Below are 17726 nucleotides of genomic sequence, written 5' to 3' on the forward strand. Positions count from 1 at the left end.
CCCGACTGTTTTCTTATCTGATCACCGAAGGCCCCTGATCGGGGACCGCGACGTCGAGCACACGCAATTGCACACGTTCGGTGCCTTGCCAACGGTCGATCGCAAGGGAGCCTGCGACATGGAGCGGCTGGCCGCGATTCTGGATCAGCGCATTGCCGAGCTTTTGGCCGACGGAACGGAAAGCCATGCCGTTCACGATCGCGCCGTCGCCGGATTTGAAGCGCAGCCGCAGATGCGCCTGCCCGACTTCATCGGCATAGACGAGCTGGTGCGCCGGCAGCGCGATCACCGGCTCCGGATTGCCGGCGCCGAACGGGCCGGCGCGGTTCAGCATCGCAGCAAATTCCACCGTTACGGCGCGCGCGCTCACCGCGCCGTCGATGAACAATTCGTTCTCGTGGCGCGAATTGGCGACGTCGGCCGCGAGCACGCTTTCCAGATAGGCGCGGAACTCGGCGAGCTTCTCCTTTCGCAGCGTTATGCCCGCCGCCATCGCATGGCCGCCGCCCTTGAGCAGCAGGCCGTCCGCCACCGCCTGCCGCACCGCCTTGCCGAGATCGACGCCGCCGATCGAGCGGCCCGAGCCGGTGCCGATGCCGCCAGGCTCAAGCGCGATGGCAAAGGCTGGCCTGCCGAATTTCTCTTTGAGGCGCGAGGCCACGAGACCGACGACGCCGGGATGCCAGCCCTCGGCGGCCGTGACGATGACGGAGCCCTTGTCCTCCAATCCGAGCGAGGCCAGCGCCTCCGCCTCGGCCTGCGCTTCAGCCGCCTGCTCGATGACGCGCCGCTCGCTGTTGAGGCGGTCGAGCTCGGCCGCGATCCGCGCCGCCTCCGAGGGGTCGCTTTCCAGGAGCAGCCGCACACCGAGATCGGCGCGCCCGATCCGCCCACCCGCGTTGATGCGCGGCCCCAGCATGAAGCCGAGATGCCAGGCCTCTGGCGGGCCGTTGAGCCGGGCCACATCCATCAGCGCGGTATGCCCGACATGGTCGCGCCTGCGCAGCGCGATCAGCCCCTTGGCGACGAGGGCGCGGTTGAGCCCGATCAGCGGCGCGACGTCGGCCACCGTCCCGAGCGCGACGTGATGCAGCATGCCCAGCAGATCCGGCTCCGGCAATTCGGGCGTCCAAAAGCCCCGCTGGCGCAATTCCCGGTTCACCGCAACCAGCGTCACCAGCACAAGACCAACGGCTGCGAGATGGCCAAGGCCGGAGAGATCGTCGGGCCGGTTCGGATTGACCAGCGCGTCGACCTCGGGCAGCGCCTCGCCGCATTGATGGTGATCGATGACGACCACGGACATGCCGAGCTGCCGCGCCTCCGCCAGCGGCTCCAGGCTCGTGGTGCCGCAATCGACGGTGACGAGGAGCGTCGCGCCCTTGGCGGCGAGCGCACGCACGGCCTCCGTGTTCGGGCCGTAGCCCTCGAACAGGCGGTCGGGAATGTGGATCAGCGGATCGAGCCCGCAATGCCGCAAGTGCCAGGTGAGCAGCGCCGCCGAGGTTGCGCCGTCGACGTCGTAGTCGCCGAAGATCGCGACCTTCTCGTTACGCACCGCCGCATCCGCGATCCGCCTTGCCGCCGCCTCCATCGCGGTCACGGTGAAGGGATCCGGCATCAATTTGCGGATGGTCGGATCGAGGAAATCCGGCAAGTCATCGATCGCGACGTCGCGGCCCGCGAGCACGCGCGCCAGCATTTCCGGCAGTTGGTGGCGCTGCGCGATCGCGAGCGCCCGCGCCGCTCCCCGCGCGTCCAAACGGTCGCGCCAGAATTTGCCCGTGAGCGAGCGCGCCACGCCGAGAAAGGCCGGCGGCATCTCCACAGGCAGGATGGCGGTGTGCAGCGTCATAACGATCCCGACGACGAGTGGCGCTCGCATGAGAGCGAATCAGTGCTGCCATCCTCGACCCTGAGCGGGCGATCGCGAAGCGTTACCAGGCGGTTTTGCCCGCTTTTCGCAGGAGGCGGACGTTGCGGAATTGGCTTGCAGGGGTTGTCGACGCCTTCGCCGGGCGGTGTCAGGAGAGGGATTCACGACAGGAAACAGCGGAGTGCCGAAATAAAGTGCAGTCCCACATAGGTGGCAATTTCGGAAAATTAAGCCGACGTTAGCCGAAATCCTCGAAAAAGGACGCACGTTTGATGTGCGATTTTTTTGGTTCCGTTCCGTCCGCAGGAAGCGGTCAAAGGCTTAATGCAGGGGAAGTCCGCCTATGTCCATCGCGCTCCCGCGCGCGAAATCAATCGCGAGCGAATCGGCGGTCTCACCTGACGTCGACGATGAATCCGACATTTCGGCCCTGATCGCGCGGCTGACCGCGGAGGTCAACCAGATCGCCTGCGAGAAGACCAGGTCGATCCAGAAGATCACCAACCAGATGAAAATGCTGGCGCTGAATGCGCTGATCGAGAGCTCGCGCGCCGGTGCGCAAGGCGCCGGCTTTGCAGTGGTGGCGCAGGAAGTGCGAGGCGTCGGCCAGCAGGTCGAGACCATCGCGCGCGAACTCGAGACGCAACTAACGCGGCGCACCGGCAGTCTCATGAGCTCGATCGAGCGCATGACCGACCGCTCGCGCGGCGAGCGCATGGTGGACCTTTCGCTGAATGCGATCGAACTGATCGACCGCAACCTCTATGAACGCACCTGCGACGTGCGCTGGTGGGCGACCGATTCCGCCGTCGTCGACTGCGCCGCATCACCGCAACCGGCAGTGGTCGCACACGCTTCCGAGCGGCTTGGCGTGATCCTTTCCGCCTACACCGTCTATCTCGATCTCTGGCTTTGCGATCTCGAAGGCAATGTGCTCGCCAACGGGCGCGCCGATCGCTTCAAGGTGATCGGCCAGAATGTCGCGGCTACAAAATGGTTTCGTCAGGCGCGCGACCTGCGCTCGGGGGACGATTATGTCGCCGGCGACGTCGAGTGCCAGCCGTTGCTCGGCAATGCCCAGGTCGCGACCTATTGCGCCAGCGTCCGCGAAGGCGGCAAGGCCCATGGCAAACCGACAGGCGTGCTCGCGATCCATTTCGACTGGGAGCCGCAGGCGCGCGCCATCGTCCAGGGTGTACGCGTCGGCGCCGCCGACAAAGCGCGCGTGCTGCTGATCGATTCCAATTTCCGGGTGATCGCGGCGTCCGACGGCAAGGGCCTTCTGACCGAGCACGTCTCGCTGTCGCTGGGCGGCCAGCGCAGCGGCTTCTACCACGACCGCTCCGGCGCATTGGTCGCCTTCCACGCCACGCCGGGCTACGAGACCTACAGGGGTCTCGGCTGGTACGGCGTCATTCTCTGCGGGGCGGCTTCCTAGAGGAGTGCCGCAACCCAGCGCGTTGCTGTGCACCCCTCATGATGAGGAGCCGCACCGCGGCGTCTCGAACCATGAGGCCCCACTGTCACCCGCGGCCATCCTTCGAGACGCGGCCCTGAGGCCGCTCCTCAGGATGAGGAGCTTTTGCGTGGCGGGTTCCTCTTAGGTTTTCCGCTGCGTTCTTCTCGCGACGAACTAGCAGCCCATCCGATCGGCGATCGCGCCAAAGTCCTTGGCGACGATGTCCCAGTCGCCGGTTGCTTCGAAGTCGACTTTCTGCAGCGGGCCGTATTCGGTCGGACGCGCCACAAAGGCGGTCTTCAGGCCGTTCTGTTGCGCGTGCTTGAGATCGCCGTTGTGCGCGGCCACCATCATCACCTGCTCCGGCGGCAGGCACAACAATTTCGCGGCGCCGAGATAGGTTTCCGGATCGGGCTTGTAGTGCTCGAACAATTCGGCCGACATGATGAGATCCCAAGGGAGCCCTGCGAACTTCGCCATGTTGGTCAGCAGTGCGACATTGCCGTTCGAGAGCGGCGAGATGATGTATTTCGTCTTCAGCCGCGCCAGCCCCGCCACGCTGTCGGGCCAGGGATGCAGGCGGTGCCATCCCATCGTCAGGTACTGCAGGTCGGCGTCGGTCAATCCCTTGACGCCCCGCTGCTCGACCAGCTTCTCCAGCGAGCGGCGGTGCAGCACGTCGAGGATGACATAGCCGTGTTCGGGATGTTTGCGCACCTCATCCATCGAGGCGACATAGACCGCGCGCCAACCGTCAACGAGGGCGGTCCAGTCGGCTTCGATGCCGCGCGTCTTCGACCAGTTCGTGAAGTCGTTGATCAGGCTGGTGCGCCAGTCGACAACGGTGCCGAACACGTCGAACACCAACGCCTTTACCGCCGAAAGATCGGCCATGCTCGCCTCCCGTTTTTTCTTGTCATTCCGGGGCGCGCATCAGCGCTCCCCGGAATGACGGCTCACTTCAGTCGAGATGGAACTTCTCGAGCTGGCGGTGCTCCGCCTTGATGTAGCGCACGGTGCCGGTGACCGAGCGCATCACCACCGTCTCGGTCTCGATCGTGTCCTTCTTGAACTTGACGCCTGTCAGCAGCGAGCCTGTGGTGACGCCGGTGGCGGCGAACAGACAGTCGCCACGCGCCATGTCCTCGATGCCGTAGATCATCTTCGGATCGGTGATGCCCATCTTCTGCGCGCGCTCGCGCTTCTCGTCGCTGTCGAGGATGAGGCGGCACTGCATCTGGCCGCCGATGCAGCGCAGCGCTGCCGCGGCCAGCACGCCCTCGGGCGCACCGCCGGTGCCCATGTAGATGTCGACGCCGGTTTCGTCCGGGTTGGTGGTGTGGATCACGCCGGCCACGTCGCCGTCGGTGATCAGGCGCACGGCGGCGCCGGTCGAGCGGATGCTCGCGATGATGTCGGCATGGCGCGGACGGTCGAGCACCAGCGCTGTGATCGCCGATGCCGGCACGCCCTTGGCCTTGGCAAGCCGCTGGATGTTGTCGGCCGGCGACGCGTCGAGTTCGATCACGTTCTTGGCGTAGCCCGGACCGATCGCGATCTTTTCCATGTAGACGTCGGGCGCGTGCAGCAGCGTGCCGCCATCGGCCATCGCCATCGTGGCGATCGCGCCCGGCATGCTCTTCGCGCAGAGCGTGGTGCCTTCCAGCGGGTCGACGGCGATATCGACCTTCGGCCCAGCATTGAGTCCGACTTTCTCGCCGATGAACAGCATCGGCGCCTCATCGCGCTCGCCTTCGCCGATCACGATGGTGCCCTCGATCGGCAATTTGTTGAGTTCGCGGCGCATCGCGTCGACGGCGGCCTGGTCGGCCGCCTTCTCCTCGCCGTGGCCGCGCAGCCGCGCGGCCGACACCGCCGCCCGCTCCGTTACCCGCACGATTTCGAGCGTGAGAATGCGCTCGAGCAAGAGTTGCGGCGGGACGGAAATATGGGTCGACATCTCTGCACTCCTTCAGCCTTCGGGCCCCTCGCCCGCATTCAATCATCTAACGTAGAGGGCGTTCGCTATCGCACACTAATTTTTCTCAATTCGGATCACCTGCGGGCGACCACTGATGACCCTGTCGCGCTGCACGGCCTTGAGCGCCCGGTGAACCGCGTCTTCACTGGTCGCATAGGTAATCAGAATGACCGGAACCGGTGAAGCTTTTTTGGCCGAACCGTTAACATCACCGCCATTGCGGTGGCGCTGCACGATCGATTCCAGCGAAATCTTCTGTTCCGCGAGCCGCGTTGCGATGGTCGCGGCGGTGCCGGCGTGGTCGCGGGCCAGAAGGCGGATGTAATATCCGCCTTCATGGCGCTCCATCGGCGCCTTTGTCGTGGCGCGTAGGCTGTCGACCGGCCGGCCGAACGGCGTTGCGCGGATGCCGCGCGCGACGTCGGCTATATCGGCAACAACGGCGGACGCGGTCGCCGCCCCGCCTGCCCCCGGCCCGACCAGGGTGATCGGCGGAATGCCCTCGCCGTCGATCGTCACCGCGTTGGTGACGCCCATCACTTGGGCAATCGACGAAGATTTCGGCACCATGGTCGGATGCACGCGCTGCTCGATGCCCTTTGCGGTTCGCACCGCAACGCCGAGCAGCTTGACGCGATATCCGAGTTCCTCCGCCGCACGCAGGTCTTCGGGCGTGATCGAGGAAATGCCTTCGACATAGACAGCGGTTTGCGCGACCTTGGTGCCGAAGGCGAGGCTCGCCAGGATCGCAAGCTTTTGTGCGGTGTCGTGTCCGTCGACATCGAAGGACGGATTGGCTTCGGCATAACCGAGCCGCTGCGCATCCTTCAAACATTCCTCAAACGACAATCCCTCATGCTCCATCCGCGTCAGGATGTAATTGCAGGTGCCGTTGAGGATGCCGTAGACGCGGTTGACGCTGGTGCCGGAGAGCCCCTCGCGCAGCGTCTTGATCACGGGAATCGCCGCGCCGACCGCGGCCTCGTAATTCAGTGCGCCACCATTCTGCTCGGCGGCCTTGGCAAGCTTCAGCCCGTGCTTGGCGATCAGCGCCTTGTTGGCTGTCACCACCGACTTGCCGGCCTTGAGCGCGGTCTCGATCGCCGAGAAGGCGGGATCATCGGCGCCGCCCATCAACTCGACGAAACAGTCGACATTGGAATCCTCGGCCAGCGCCTGCGGGCTTTCGACCCAGTCGATACCGCGCAAATCGAGCCCGCGCTTCTTCGCCTTCGACCGCGCGGTGACCGCGACGACGCGCACGCCGCGACCGCTGCGCGCCGCCAAGGCGGCTCCCTGCTGCTCAATCAGGCGGACGACTTCGGCGCCAACGGTGCCGAGCCCCGCTATGCCCACTTTCAGCGGTGCGACCATTGCAAAGAAACCTGCCGGAGGACTTTATGACCTAAGCATGATCTGATCCGAAAACCGGATTCCACTTTTCGGGATCATGCCTAGCGCCGGTTGGCGAGAGGAACCACGTTGTGCAACGTTTCGATGCCGCTTTCAAGGAAGCGGCGCACGCCGCGCGCGGCCTGGCGAATACGTTGCTCGTTTTCCACCATCGCGATGCGGACAAAGCCTTCGCCGTGCTCGCCGAAGGCGACGCCGGGCGACACCACCACGCCGGACTTCTCCACCAAGAGGGTTGCGAACTGCATGCTGCCGACATCCTCGAACGCTTTCGGCAGCGGCGCCCAGGCGAACATCGAAGCTTGCGGCGGCGGGATATCCCAGCCGGCGCGGCCGAACGCCTCCACCAGCGTGTCGCGCCGGCGGCGATAGGTCTCGCGCATCTCGCGGATACAGTCGTCCGGCCCGTTCAGCGCCGCGGTCGCGGCCACCTGGATCGGCGTGAAGGCGCCGTAATCGAGATAGGATTTCACCCGCGCCAGCGCCGCGATGATACGCTCATTGCCGACCGCAAAGCCCATGCGCCAGCCGGCCATCGAATAGGTCTTCGACATCGAGGTGAATTCGACGGTGACGTCCATCGCGCCCGGCACCTGTAGCACCGAAGGCGGCGGATTGTTGTCGTCGAAATAAACTTCGGCGTAAGCGAGATCCGACAGGATGAAGATCTCGTGCTTCTTCGCAAAGGCGACGAGGTCTTTGTAGAAGTCGAGATCGGCGACATAGGCCGTCGGGTTGGAGGGATAGCAGACCACGAGCGCGAGCGGTTTCGGGATCGAATGGATGATCGCGCGCTCCACCGACTCGAAGAATTGCGGCGTCGGCTCCGACGGCACCGAGCGGATCACCCCGCCCGCCATCAGGAAGCCGAAGGCATGGATCGGGTAGCTCGGATTCGGGCACAGGATGACGTCGCCGGGCGCGGTGATCGCCTGCGCCACATTGGCAAAGCCCTCCTTCGAGCCCAGCGTCGCCACCACCTGGGTGTCCAGATTGAGCTTCACGTCGAACCGCCGCGCGTAATACGCAGCCTGCGCCTTGCGGAGACCGTTGATGCCGCGCGAGGCCGAATAGCGGTCGGTCCGCGGCTTGCCGAGGGTTTCCTTCACCTTCTCGATCACATGGGGCGGCGTCGGCAGGTCCGGGTTGCCCATGCCCATGTCGATGATGTCGGCCCCGGCATTGCGCGCGGCTGCCTTGGCCTGGTTGACCTTCTCGAACACGTAAGGCGGCAGACGGCGAATGCGATAGAACTCTTCCATGGGACCTCTGCTCCGACGACCGGCACGGCAGAATCGCGAGCGTGTACGCGGTTTGCCGAGACCAAGCCCGGTTTGGCCCGGAAATTACGCCCAATCAATGACTTAGAGCGTTTCCAGACGCAAAATCTGGGCTCGGCGACCGGATATGCGGTTGAATTGAGGTTCTTTTAGCATGTAGCGGTGGCAGCGCCAGCGATTCCGCCCCGTCACTTACCGGCGTTCTGCGCGGCTGCAGCCTGGCGGTCGCGGGCCGCCTTCAGCTCGGCCTCGATCTTGGCCTGCTCTGCCGGCTTCATCGGCGCCTCCTCACGATCCGGCGGCATGTCGTGCACCGGGAGATAGCCGCCGGCCTCCTTCGGACGCGCCGGGGCATCGGCTGGCACCCCGACGCCGGGAAGATCCGCGATCGACGTGGAGCAGCCGCCAAGCGCAACCGCGGACACGAGCAGCGCGCCGACCGCGAGCAGCCTTTTCATTCGATCGATACGCATACGTCCGGAAGTCCCCACTTGCCGGTAACTAATCACTGGTACGAGCCTTGCAGCGACAAATCGTCTGATCGCTTCGGCCCTGCCCTAACCGTTCAAACCATTGTCGCCCGAAACGATTAAGTCGTGAACAACAAATCCGATTGATGCGGCTTCAATGTGTCGGAACTGGGAGGAATTTGTCGCAGTGCAACAATGCGAAAACCTAGAGAAATCCTACATCTTCCTTGCCGCACCGCGCGATGACGCGGCTCAATTGAAGCGATAATGTCCATTGCATGAGCGACGTTACCCTCGAAACCCAGGCCACAAAGAAGTTCGACGGCGAAGCCTTCGCAATGAACATTGCGCGTGCGCTGGAGAGCTCCGGCCAGGCGCTTGCAGCCTATCTGAAGCCGCGTGAGAACGCTGACATCAAGGACAAGGCGGGAGGCGAGTTTGCGGAGGTGATCAAGACCTTCACCGCGGTCGCCGAATACTGGCTCTCGGACCAGGATCGGGCCGCCGACTTGCAGACCAAGCTCGGCAAGGCCTATCTCGACCTGTTCGGCTCGGCCGCCCGCCGCATGGCCGGCCAGGAAGCCAAGGCCGCGATCGATCCGCCACCGCGCGACAAGCGCTTCGCCGACCCGGAATGGCGGTCGAACCAGTTCTTCGACTTCATTCTGCAGCTCTATCTGCTCACCGCGCAATGGGCGCAGGAACTCGTGCGCAACGCTGAGGGCGTCGATCCGCATACCCGCAAGAAGGCCGAGTTCTACGTCCAGCAGATCACCAACGCGCTGGCGCCGTCGAATTTCGTTTTGACAAATCCGGAAGTGCTGCGCACCACGATGGAGACGAACGGCGACAACCTCGTTCGCGGCATGAAGATGTTGGCTGAGGACATCGAGGCCGGCCACGGCACGCTGCGAATCCGCCAGTCCGACCCGACCAACCTCGCGGTCGGCGTCAACATGGCGACCACGCCGGGCAAGGTGATCTATCAAAACGAATTGATGCAGTTGATCCAGTACTCGCCGACCACGGAGACGGTGCTGCGCACGCCGCTCCTGATCGTGCCGCCATGGATCAACAAGTACTACATCCTCGATCTCAGGCCGGAGAAGTCCTTCATCAAATGGTGCGTGGACCAGGGATTGACCGTGTTCGTGATCTCCTGGGTCAATCCCGATCGCCAGCTCGGCAAGAAGACCTTCGCCGACTACATGACCGAGGGACCGCTGACCGCGATGGACGTCATCGAGAAGGTGACGGGCGAGATGAAGGTGCACACCGTCGGCTATTGCGTCGGCGGCACCCTGCTTGCCGCGACGCTCGCCTGGCTCGCCGAGAAGCGCCGCGTGCGCGTCACGTCGGCCACGTTCTTCGCCGCGCAGGTCGACTTCACCCATGCCGGCGACCTCCTGGTGTTCGTCGATGAGGACCAGATCTCGGCGCTCGAGCGCGACATGGAGCAGCGGGGCGTGCTCGAGGGCAGCAAGATGGCGATGGCCTTCAACATGCTGCGCTCCAACGACCTGATCTGGTCCTATGTCGTCAGCAACTATCTGAAGGGGCAGCCGCCCACCTCGTTCGACCTCCTGCACTGGAACTCGGACGCGACGCGGATGCCGGCGGCGAACCATTCCTACTACCTGCGCAACTGCTACCTGGAGAACCGGCTTTCCTCCGGCAGCATGGTGCTGGACAACACGCTGCTCGACCTCTCCAAGGTGAAGGTGCCGGTCTACAACCTCGCGACCCGCGAGGATCATATCGCGCCGGCCGAGTCGGTGCTGTACGGCTCGCAGTTCTTCGGCGGGCCGGTGAAATATGTGCTATCCGGTTCCGGCCATATCGCCGGCGTGGTCAACCCGCCTGCGGCCAACAAGTACCAGTACTGGACCAACGACAACATCAAGGACGCGAGGCTTTCCGACTGGCTGAAGAGCGCCAAGGAGCACAAGGGATCGTGGTGGCCCGATTGGCGCGAATGGCTGGAAAGCATCGATGCCGAGGCAGTCCCCGCCCGCGCTGTCGGGTCTGAAGCGCTGCCGCCGATCGAAGAAGCTCCCGGCAGCTATGTCCGGGTGCGCGCATAGCGCGATGCGCGCCGCTTCGGTATAATCAAGCGTCCACTTGGAGCAGAAAAATCACGCTCTAGACGGGACGCGGATCAATCGAGGGGAAACCAATGACGCGTGAACTGTTCTGGCTGACGCTGACGGTGATTCTGACCGGAATATTGTGGATTCCCTACATCATCAACCGCTGCCAGGTCCGCGGCCTCGCCGGCGCGATGGCCAACCCCTCGCGCGGCGACAAGCCTCTCGCCGACTGGGCGAACCGGCTGATGTTCGCGCATGACAACGCGGTCGAGAACCTCATTGTCTTCGCCCCGCTGGTCCTGATCCTCAATGCAATCGACTATTCCACCAAATGGACCGTGCTCGCTTGCGCCGTCTATTTCTGGTCGCGCGTGGCGCACCTGATCGTCTACACGCTCGGCCTGCCGGTGTTCCGCACCCTCGCCTTCGTCATCGGCTTCGTCGCGCAAGCCGTGCTCGCGCTGGCGATATTCAGGGTGCTCTGATTGCAGTGCTTCACGGCTGTGGCCTGGCCTCGGGCTTCATGCTCAAATCCATGGATGCCGTCAGCTTGGCGCGAATGTAGTCGCCGGCCAACACGGGCTCGTACAGCGCGGGATGCTTCGCATCGACGCAAGTCGGGAGGCAGGCGACTTCGGCCGACTCGTTCGGTCCCGTGAAGGCCACCATGGACAGGCGCGCGGTCGAGCCTGTGAGGCTGCGATCGGGGTTGGATACCCGATGCAGCGTCGAGCGCCAGCGGCCATTGGTCCATCGCGACATCAGATCGCCGACATTGATCACGAAGGAGTTCGGAACGACGCCAACCTCGCTCCATGTCCCGTCGCGATCACAGACCTCGAGGCCGCCCGGCGCCTCGTCCTGCCGCAGGATGGTCAGGCCACCGTAGTCATGATGGGCGCCATAGCGCAATTGACCCGGCGCAGGCGGTTGCGGCTGATCGGGATAATGTACAAAGCGCAGCGTGATCGATGGATCGGCATACGAGGACGCGAAATAGTCTTCTGGCAGATCGAGGGCCAACGCCGAAAGACGCGTGAGATGAGCGGTGAGCGTCATGATCTCGGCCGACCAGGCTTCAACCAAGTCTCGAAGCCCGACCGGACTGGCGGGCCATATATTCGGCCGGCCGCTGTGGGCTTCCCGGTGTGGAGCCGCAAACACCAGGGCCTCGCACAGGTCAGGCGGCGTTTCGCCCGACAGGGTCTTGGCGACACTCTCGATTCCGATCGGCAGATAGCCGCGCCCCTTGGTCTTCTCGGGTGCGGCATTCTGCAGCTTCGTCGCCATGGGCTGCGCGAAATAGTCCTTCACAGCGCCATAGGTGTCGCTCGCGAGCTGTTCCGGCACCCCGTGCCCGACCACAACGGCGAAACCGATGCTTTCGAACGCATGACCAAACGCCAGTCCGACCTTCTGGCGGGCCGCAGCGTCACCGTGGACGAAGGGAGCTATATCGACGATGGGAAGAGTCATCTGAGGCATCGAAATCTCTCGGCAAACATACCAGGGGGTCGAGCGGTCATTTGGTGTTGCTGAATCGCAGCGTGTAGGCGGATCTCACGTCGAGCGTTCTCGGATAGACTCCTGCCGTGGCGAGCGTGTCGAAGAAGCGGGTCCAGCGTTCGTCCGTCATGGCGCCAATCCCCAGCCTGTCGGCATCGCCCCCAAGGACAAGCCCGCGCTTGCGCATCTGGTCGAGCTTGAAGCGGAACAGTTCCTCTCCGCCGGTTGGATTGACGGCGAGGATAGCTTTCATGGCCGGTGTGGCGTCACCCGTCATACATTCTTCGAACCCCTTTCGGGTTGCTTCGACGAAGGCCTGAACGGTGTTGGAATGACCTTCAATATAGGCGTCGGTGGCGAAGATCGTGGTCGCGTAATTGTCGTAGCCATAGTCGGCAAGCAGGATCGATACGGGCGGTGCAGGCAAGGCCTTGCCGAGCAGCAAGGCGTCTTCGGTGATATAGCCTTGCTGCACGGCCTTGGGATCGGCAAGAAACGGCGCAGCCGAATAGCTGTAGGCCGCCAGTTGATCATCCGAGAAGCCGAACTTGGCTTTCAGGAATTGCCAGAATTCGTTTCGTGAGAACTGGCCGATCATGATCCGCCGGTCCTTCAGGTCCTGCAGGGTGGAAACGCCCTGGCCTGCATGAGCCACCAGCGTCTGCGGGTCCTTCTGGAAAAATGCCGCGACCGTACGGGCCTTCACGCCCCGATTGACCAGATTGAGCGTTGTGAAACTCGACCCCATGCCCATGTCGATTTCGCCGGCAGCGACCATGAGGGGCATATTGACGTTTGGATTGCCGGGACGAAGTTCGACGTCGAGGCCAGTGTCCTTGTAGTAGCCCTTCGCCTGAGCCTGGAAGAAGCCACAGTGCTCCCCTTGTGGCACCCAGTTTAGGCCGTAGACAACCTTATCGAGCGCCTGGGCTGGCGAACCCATGACCGACAAGGCCATCGCACAGATAGTAAGACACTGTTTCATGAGTGTAGCGGTCCGCATGCCTGCCCCTTTGGACTGGAAGTGATTCAGCCGACCGTCGGGACGCCATCGTCGTCACCACAACGGCAAGCTGAGCCTGCGAGCCAGCTTCATCTCCGTGTTTGCGGAGCGCTCGGCGACCACTTGATTGCAAGGCAATAGGAAGTCTTGCACCGCAAAGCGTTGCGTACGAGCATCATTTTTTGCGCATTGTGTTCGCAAAAAGCGTACGCAGACAGGATGCGCCCTGTGCGCGCCAGCCATCGGATCGCGGACGAGCGCCCTCATGTGCGGCGACTGACTTCATCCAGTTTCCTGGTGAGCCTGGAGCGCGCCCCGATTGCGCCGCTCAGCGCCGATGGTCCAACGTCGCTCCGGCAGAATGCTGAGCGCATCGCTGCGCGAAGCGCTCAGCATGACAGAACCGTGCCGCCCGCTTCAGGCTTAGGCCTCAGCGAGCCCCAGCATCAGCCGCATGTTTTGCACCGCCGCGCCCGAGGCACCTTTGCCCAGGTTGTCCAGGCGCGCGACCAGCACCGCCTGATGGTGCTTGTCGCTGGCAAAGACGTAAAGTTCGAGTCTGTTGGTCTCGTTCAGCGCCTCGGGCTCGATCCGCCCGCCCTTGGCGGCCTCGTTCTCAAGCGGCATGACCGAGACGTAGCGGCTTCCGGCGTAGCGTTCCGCCAGCGCAGCGTGGAGGTCGGCCGCACCGGGCTTGCCCGGCAGCGTCTCAAGCTGCAATGGCACTGACACCAGCATGCCCTGCCGGTAGTTGCCCACCGACGGCACAAAGATCGGCCGGCGCGTCAGCCGCGAGTAAAGCTGCATCTCCGGCACATGCTTGTGCTCGAAACCGAGACCATAAAGTTCGAAGGCTGGCGCGGTGCCGTCCTCGAAGCTTGCGATCATCGACTTTCCGCCGCCGGAATAGCCGCTGACGGCGTTGACGGTGACCGGGTAGTCCGCAGGCAGCAGGCCGGCGTCGACCAGCGGGCGGAGCAGCGCGATCGCGCCGGTCGGATAGCAGCCGGGGTTGGAAACCTTCCGAGCGGTGCGGATCTTGTCCGCCTGATCCGGCGCGAGCTCCGGAAAGCCGTAGGTCCAGTCGCTGGCAACGCGGAACGCCGTCGATGCGTCAAGCACCCGGGGTACCGCGGCGCCCATGCCATCGATCAACGCAACGGTCTCCTTCGCGGCATCGTCCGGCAGGCAGAGGATCACCAGATCCACCTCCTCCATCAGCGCGCGCTTGGCGCCTGCGTCCTTGCGCTTTTCTTCGGCAATGCTCTTCACCACCACGTCATTCTGCAGCCGAAGCCGCTCGTTGATGCCGAGGCCCGTTGTTCCACTGGCACCGTCGACAAACACGGCGGGCTTGGCGGCGCTGCCGACGGTCGGGGATGGCTTGACGTCAGAGAGGCTCATGGCTCGCTCCTTTCGAGCTTGTTCGGTTCACTTGCAAAGGCCTGCGGCCGCGCTTGGCGCATCAGATGCGCAATCTGTTGCGCGCCTGCATCGGTCTGCGAAGCGAGCGCGCTCGCCACCGCTGCGTAGTCGGTTTCGGATTTGTGCTGGTTGAGCTTGAAGCTACCCTCGACCTCTTCAACCGTCATCTCAAGACCCACGATTGCCTTCTTCATCGCCTCGAGCCGTGCGGCGGTCATCTTCGATGACGTCCACGGCTTCTTCGGCAGCAGCCTGTTCTCGAACTTGGCGCTGAGCGTATCGATCTGCACCGCAAGCTCGTCATCCGACAGCGGCCGTACCGGACCGCTCAGATGCACAGCCTGATAAAGCCAAGTCGGCACCTGATCGCGTGAGACATACCAATCCGCCGACACATAGGCATCCGATCCGGTGACGGCCAGCAGCCAGGACGAAGTCCCCGCAAGCTTTATCAGCGGATTGTGACGGGCGAGATGAAACACCGCGCGCGGCGTCCCGTCCGCGCCATAGGACAGGTAGAACGGCAGCGGCGAAGCGATCGGCTTGGCGCCGTCCCAGGCGCAGACAAGGCCGAACCCGCGCGCTTCCGCAAAGGCGAGACTTGCGGCGCGGTCGGGCTTGAACGGCGGTGGCGTATACATGTCGAACTCCGGAGGTGGCTAGGAGCCGCCAGACCGACCGCGTTTCTTTTCTTGGGAAAGATGCCGCGGGAGGTGATCCGGCGGCAGAGGCGATGATCTTAAACGCAGACGACCGCCCATACCGCGCACGCGCGGCGGCGGCGGGCGATGAAATTGGTCGCAGCGTGGATCATGCGTGAGGCTATAGGGGTGCGGGGCCTGATCGTCAAGGCGCAACGCCGTCAATCCGGGGCGACGCGGTAGCGTCGAACCCGGAATCTCCCGCCGCAACTTCCGGGTTCGCGCGCTAAAGGCGCACGCCCCGGAATGACGAGCGTGGGGCCATTCAGATCACGGGATTCCACGGCACCGGGATCACCCGATAGCCATTGCCGTCCTTCTCGACATTGGCGAGGCCGGGGAATGGATAGTGGAAACCCTGCAATTGCAGCTTCTCGGCGGCCACCATGTCGTAGACCCGGCGACGGGTCTTCTCGGCCATGTCGGCGTCCTGATCGAAGAAGGCGTGCCAGCCCGGATTGGTCGCGAACGGATTCGGATTGTTGGTGACGTCGGACTGGATGAATACCTTCCCTGAACCCGACGACAACACGTAGGAGGTGTGACCCGGGGTGTGGCCGGCGGTCTCGACCGCGAGCAGTCCCGGCGCGACCTCCTTGCCCCATTCGTAGGGCGTCACCTTCTTCTGAAGGCTCGCCTCGAAGATGCTGCGGTTGTTCTTGAAAAGATTCTGCATGCGACCGGCCGGAGCGCGACTCATCTCGCCATCGTCCATCCAGAACTTCCACTCCACGGCAGGCACCAGCACCTCGGCGTTCGGAAACGCCGGCGTGCCGTCCGCCGTCAAGAGACCATTCACATGGTCGCCGTGGAAGTGGGAGATCACGACCATGTCGACCGCCTTGGGATCGAATCCCGCCGCCGTCATATGGTCGATGAACAATCCGTTAGCGCCTTTGCTGCTGACCTTGCCCGTGGGGCCGTTGCCAGTGTCGAGCACGATGAGCTTGCCGCCGCTGTTGATCACGAGCGGGGCGAAATGGATCGTGAAGACATCACGCGGCAGGAACGCCTTTTCCAGTGCCGCGTTCACTTCCTCCTTCTTCGCATTGGTGATGAAGGAGTCTTCCAGCTTGAAAACGTTCTTGCCGTCGGACACCACGGTGACCTGGATGTCACCGACCTTGTAGCGGTAGAAGCTCGGCGCCTGCTTGTCCGCGAGCGGCGCCGCGGCCTGTGCGGGAATGTTCGGCAACAGCGGCGCAGCAGCAATAGCGGCTGCGCCCGCGAGGGCGTGACGACGTGTGATTTCCATGATGCTCTCCCAGTGAAACGATGACCGCGGTAATTCCGCGTTGGCTTCCTGCAAGGACCCAATCCACCGGAAATGGAGCGCCCGGTATCGACGGGGCTAACCCCCGCCTCGGGCGCTTATTCCACGTCTCACACCGTTCGCCACAACCACTCGGCGATGTGCGCCATCACGTCCCCGAACAGCAGCAGCACCGCCGACCACACCAGCGCGGAGATGAAATTGGCGATCTGGAATGGCCAATATGACATCTCGAAGATACCGGCCGCGAGCGGAACCGAGGCGCGCAAGGGTCCAAAGAACCGGCCAATGAAGATGCTGGGCACGCCCCATTTGCGCACGAAGGCTTCGCCGCGCGGCAGGATCTCCGGATAGCGCGATAGCGGCCACATCTGCGCAACCTTTTCCTTGTAGCGGTAGCCGAACCAATAGGAGACCCAGTCGCCGAGTGCCGCGCCGATGCCGCCGGCGATCCAGACCGGCCAGAAGCTGATACCACTCACCCCGATCAGCGCACCGATCGCGACCAGCGCGCCCCAGGCCGGGATCAGCAGCGAAACGAACGCGAGCGACTCGCCGAACGCCAGCACGAGCACGATTGGCGCGGCCCAAACCTGGTGGTGGCGCACGAAATCGGCCACGGCACGCGCAAATTCTTCCATATAATGAACGCCTTCCCCGCCCCGCTCTGGTGGCTTGAACCTTTCTGCGGGCTCATAGCCTAAGGACAGGTAAGCCAGCCCCTTGCGTGACAATCAAGTCACAAAGCCGAAGGAAGGGGCGTGATTTCAGGTCCCGGCCCCAAGGCCGCAGCGTTTTCCCACAGGATGAGGTTTTTTGATGATTGGATCGTTGATGATGTGCGTGAGTGCCGTCGTTCTACTGCTCGGGATGCTGGGCGGCATTGCCATGGGCATCCAGCAAAATTTCACCCTGGCGCCGGCGCACGCCCATCTGAATCTCGTCGGCGGCGTGCTTTTGTTCCTGTTTGGGCTCTATTACCGCCTGATTCCGGCCGCCGGGGCGACGATGCTGGCCCGGATCCAAGGCTGGATGCACATTCTGGGCGCGATCCTGTTCCCCGCGGGCGTGGCCGTCGTGCTCCTGAAGGGATCCTCGTTCGAGATCGCCCCCGTCGTCGGCTCATTGCTGGTGGTGGGCTCCATGGCCCTGTTTGCCCTGATCGTGTTCCGCACCTCGCGCGCCTGATCGAGAGTTCCTATCTATTTCTGTGACCGCCGGGCGAGGCATCGATTGCCGCTGCCCGGCG

16 protein-coding genes are annotated in these 17726 nt (G+C 63.6%); 4 read left to right on the plus strand and 12 right to left on the minus strand.

Features of this window, described 5'->3' with window-relative positions; all coding sequences use genetic code 11:
• Positions 1 to 13 precede the first annotated feature (13 nt).
• The gene (gene recJ / locus ACZYOF_RS07240) at positions 14 to 1855 is read right to left on the minus strand and encodes a single-stranded-DNA-specific exonuclease RecJ (RefSeq protein WP_463715325.1); all 1842 of its coding nucleotides are present in this window, start codon (positions 1853 to 1855) and stop codon (positions 14 to 16) included.
• A 364-nt stretch (positions 1856 to 2219) separates the two neighbouring features.
• On the opposite strand from recJ, the gene ACZYOF_RS07245 reads away from it, so the two are divergent.
• Positions 2220 to 3314, plus strand: a complete 1095-nt coding sequence (locus ACZYOF_RS07245; protein WP_130578385.1) for a methyl-accepting chemotaxis protein — start codon at positions 2220 to 2222, stop codon at positions 3312 to 3314.
• Positions 3315 to 3509: 195 nt separating this feature from the next.
• On the opposite strand, the gene ACZYOF_RS07250 is transcribed toward ACZYOF_RS07245, so the two are convergent.
• The 5 genes from ACZYOF_RS07250 to ACZYOF_RS07270 form a co-directional block, all read right to left on the minus strand.
• Positions 3510 to 4229, minus strand: coding sequence for a haloacid dehalogenase type II (locus tag ACZYOF_RS07250; RefSeq protein ID WP_463715295.1), 720 nt, complete (start codon positions 4227 to 4229; stop codon positions 3510 to 3512).
• 67 nt (positions 4230 to 4296) lie between these two features.
• Positions 4297 to 5295, minus strand: coding sequence for a class II fructose-bisphosphatase (gene glpX, locus ACZYOF_RS07255; RefSeq protein ID WP_130578383.1), 999 nt, complete (start codon positions 5293 to 5295; stop codon positions 4297 to 4299).
• 75 nt (positions 5296 to 5370) lie between these two features.
• Entirely contained in the window at positions 5371 to 6690 is a 1320-nt protein-coding gene (locus ACZYOF_RS07260) for a homoserine dehydrogenase (RefSeq protein ID WP_130578382.1), read from the minus strand.
• Positions 6691 to 6770: 80 nt separating this feature from the next.
• The gene (locus ACZYOF_RS07265) at positions 6771 to 7991 is read right to left on the minus strand and encodes an LL-diaminopimelate aminotransferase (protein WP_463715296.1); all 1221 of its coding nucleotides are present in this window, start codon (positions 7989 to 7991) and stop codon (positions 6771 to 6773) included.
• Between the two features lie 206 nt (positions 7992 to 8197).
• Entirely contained in the window at positions 8198 to 8482 is a 285-nt protein-coding gene (locus tag ACZYOF_RS07270; protein WP_463715297.1) for a hypothetical protein, read from the minus strand.
• Positions 8483 to 8757: 275 nt separating this feature from the next.
• Between ACZYOF_RS07270 and ACZYOF_RS07275 the strand changes: the two genes are divergently transcribed.
• A complete protein-coding gene (locus tag ACZYOF_RS07275; protein WP_282527945.1) occupies positions 8758 to 10563 on the plus strand; it encodes a PHA/PHB synthase family protein in 1806 nt (601 codons plus the stop codon).
• A gap of 92 nt (positions 10564 to 10655) precedes the next feature.
• Entirely contained in the window at positions 10656 to 11054 is a 399-nt protein-coding gene (locus ACZYOF_RS07280) for an MAPEG family protein (RefSeq protein WP_463715298.1), read from the plus strand.
• A gap of 10 nt (positions 11055 to 11064) precedes the next feature.
• Here the strand turns inward: ACZYOF_RS07280 and ACZYOF_RS07285 are convergent, their stop codons facing one another.
• The 6 genes from ACZYOF_RS07285 to ACZYOF_RS07310 all read right to left on the minus strand — a co-directional run bounded on the left by ACZYOF_RS07285 (position 11065) and on the right by ACZYOF_RS07310 (position 17118).
• On the minus strand, positions 11065 to 12054 hold the full coding sequence (locus ACZYOF_RS07285) for an isopenicillin N synthase family dioxygenase (protein ID WP_463715299.1): 990 nt from the start codon (positions 12052 to 12054) through the stop codon (positions 11065 to 11067).
• A 37-nt stretch (positions 12055 to 12091) separates the two neighbouring features.
• Positions 12092 to 13033 (minus strand): ABC transporter substrate-binding protein, encoded by a 942-nt coding sequence (locus tag ACZYOF_RS07290; protein ID WP_463715326.1) that lies wholly within the window; start codon positions 13031 to 13033, stop codon positions 12092 to 12094.
• A gap of 468 nt (positions 13034 to 13501) precedes the next feature.
• Complete coding sequence (gene argC / locus ACZYOF_RS07295; RefSeq protein ID WP_463715300.1) at positions 13502 to 14482, minus strand: N-acetyl-gamma-glutamyl-phosphate reductase; 981 nt, start codon at positions 14480 to 14482, stop codon at positions 13502 to 13504.
• On the minus strand, positions 14479 to 15144 hold the full coding sequence (locus tag ACZYOF_RS07300; protein ID WP_463715301.1) for an FMN-binding negative transcriptional regulator: 666 nt from the start codon (positions 15142 to 15144) through the stop codon (positions 14479 to 14481). Before ACZYOF_RS07300 ends, argC begins: the two co-directional genes overlap by 4 nt.
• Positions 15145 to 15469: 325 nt before the next feature.
• Positions 15470 to 16459 carry an MBL fold metallo-hydrolase gene (locus ACZYOF_RS07305; RefSeq protein ID WP_130578373.1) on the minus strand — a complete coding sequence of 330 codons (990 nt, stop codon included), beginning with the start codon at positions 16457 to 16459 and terminating at the stop codon, positions 15470 to 15472.
• A gap of 128 nt (positions 16460 to 16587) precedes the next feature.
• Entirely contained in the window at positions 16588 to 17118 is a 531-nt protein-coding gene (locus ACZYOF_RS07310; protein WP_130578372.1) for a DedA family protein, read from the minus strand.
• Positions 17119 to 17296: 178 nt separating this feature from the next.
• Between ACZYOF_RS07310 and ACZYOF_RS07315 the strand changes: the two genes are divergently transcribed.
• Entirely contained in the window at positions 17297 to 17665 is a 369-nt protein-coding gene (locus tag ACZYOF_RS07315) for a hypothetical protein (protein ID WP_130578371.1), read from the plus strand.
• The last annotated feature ends 61 nt before the right edge of the window (positions 17666 to 17726 follow it).

Source organism: Bradyrhizobium sp. LeoA1Lang (assembly GCF_055413685.1).